Here is a 2267-nt window from a genome sequence, read left to right as displayed (position 1 = left end):
TGTGGCCGCCGGTTTTAAATTGGACAGAATCGCCGGTTGGAAGTTGACACTTCTGTCCATTTCCTGATGGTGATTTTGGGTTGTTGAGTGATGGCGGGGGGCCTCCCTCGTAGCCTTGGGGCTGGTTCAGAGCTCCAGGGAGGGAGGCCCAGCCCGGTGATAGCACGAGAGGTTCGGTTGAGGATGAAGAGAGACGTGTTGGATGGCGTGCCGATTGCGAGGATCGCTCGTCGGTACGGCGTGAGTCGCCAGTCGGTCTACAACGTGTTGGAACGCTCGAGCGACGTGGATTCGGGGCGTGTGCGCCCGTCGAAGTTGGATCCGTTCAAGGACTTCATTCGCGATCGTTTGGACGCGTTCGATCTGCCAGCAACCGTGCTCCTGCGCGAGATTCGCGAGTTGGGGTACGCGGGTGGCATCACGATCTTGAAAGAGTACGTGAGCACCATCAAGCAGGAGTCCGTTCGGAAGGTGATTGAGCGGTTCGAAACCCAACCCGGTCAGCAAGCGCAGGTGGATTGGGGGGAGTGCGGCACGATCCTGGAGCATGGCGAGACGAAACGCTTGTACGCGTTCGTGTTCGTTCTCGGTTACTCGAGAGTGTCGTTCGTGCGGTTCACGACCAGCACGAGACAGCCTGTCCTGTTGGCCTGCTTACGTGAAGCGTTCGAACGCCATGGCGTTCCCAAGGAACTGTTGGTGGACAACATGAAGACCGCCGTCGATCGGCCTGCCCTGGGGGAGGAGGTGCGTTTCAACCGGGCGTTCCTGGACTATTGCGAGCATTACGGAGCGCTCCCCGTCGCGTGCCCACCGTACTGGCCTCGAGCGAAAGGGAAGGTCGAGGCGGGCGTGAAGTACGTCAAAACCTCGTTCCTAACCGGACGGACGTTCACCACGCTCGAGGATCTCAATCAACAGGTCGACGCGTGGCTGGACCGCGTGGCGAACGTCCGCGTTCACGGTACGACCGGTGAACGACCCATCGACCGGTACGCCAACGAGGTGCATGCACTCAGGCCCGCCGCCGCCGTCCCCCGGTTCGATACGCGTGAACTCCTCCTCCGCAAGGTTCAGACCGACAGCCACGTTCGCTTGGCGGGTCGCGCATTCAGCGTTCCACCCCATGCCGTAGGGCGCACGGTGCACATCCGCATTCAACGCATCGCGCCGGGCGAAACGTTCGACGTTCTCCATGACGGGAAGGTGCTCGCCACGCACCAGCTTCCCACCTCAACCCACGTCAAGCGCGTCACGCTACCCGAGCATGAAGCAAGCATTCGCGTGGCCGCAAGGCACGCCAAGCGCCCTAGGAACACCCGCAAGACGTACCAACAGACCCACGATCATCCGGACGGCCTGACGTCCGGTCTGCCCACCGCACCGCTCGTACAAACCCGCACCCTCACCGAGTACGAACGCATGCTCGAGGCCACCTCGTGAGCGAGGCCGTGCATTACCAGCGGGTGCGGGAGCATTTCGAACTCCTCAAGTTGCACGCAGCCCTCGCGGAACTCGACCCCCTCCTCGAGAAGGCAGCGAAAGAGGAACGCAGTCCCGCGTGGCTCCTCGACGAACTGTTGACGACGGAGCGTACCTACCGATTCGAACGGCGCGTCGCAGCCAACCTCAAGTGGAGCGGCATTCCCAGCAAGAAAACCCTCGACCAATTCGATTTCGAAGCGCAACCCAGCGTGCCCAAAACCACCGTCGATGAGCTCGCCACCCTACGGTTCCTGCATCAAGGCGAAAACGTCCTCATCCTCGGACCCACCGGCGTCGGCAAAACCCACCTCGCCATCGGTTTGACCCTCAAAGCCATCGAGAACGGGCACCGCGCGTACTTCCTGACCCTCCACGACCTCATCAACAAGGTGAGAGCAGCCCAGGAGAAGCACCGACTCCACGCCCTCCACACCACGTTGCTCCGAGCGGACCTCTTCGTCCTCGACGAAGTCGGATTCCAACCCCTCGCACGAGAAGACGCAACGTTCCTATTCGAAGCCATCAACAAACGCTACACGGCAGGCAAACCCACGATCGTGACGAGCAACAAAAGCTACGGACAATGGCACGAGATCTTTCCAGACCCCGTCCTCGCCGTCGCCCTCCTCGACAGGCTCCTCCACCACTCCACCACCCTCAACATCCGAGGGGACTCCTACCGACAGAAGCACCGACGACACGCCGGCCTCCCCACCACCAGTCAGGAGGACACCATGAAATAACCCCGGCGAAAGTGTCAACCACAAACCGGCGAAAGTGTC

The 2267-nt window shown here is 61.2% G+C and carries 2 protein-coding genes; both read left to right on the top strand.

Annotation, left to right across the window (positions count from 1 at the left end; translation table 11 throughout):
- The first annotated feature begins 90 nt into the window (after window positions 1–90).
- Window positions 91–1443: an IS21 family transposase gene (gene istA / locus RI554_11310; protein MDR9392602.1), complete on the top strand. Its 1353-nt coding sequence runs from the start codon at window positions 91–93 to the stop codon at window positions 1441–1443.
- On the top strand, window positions 1440–2228 hold the full coding sequence (gene istB / locus RI554_11305) for an IS21-like element helper ATPase IstB (GenBank protein MDR9392601.1): 789 nt from the start codon (window positions 1440–1442) through the stop codon (window positions 2226–2228). The genes istA and istB overlap by 4 nt, the downstream gene beginning before the upstream one ends.
- The last annotated feature ends 39 nt before the right edge of the window (window positions 2229–2267 follow it).

Source organism: Trueperaceae bacterium (genome assembly GCA_031581195.1).
GTDB lineage: Bacteria > Deinococcota > Deinococci > Deinococcales > Trueperaceae > SLSQ01.
This window is presented reverse-complemented; position numbering and strand designations above follow the sequence as displayed.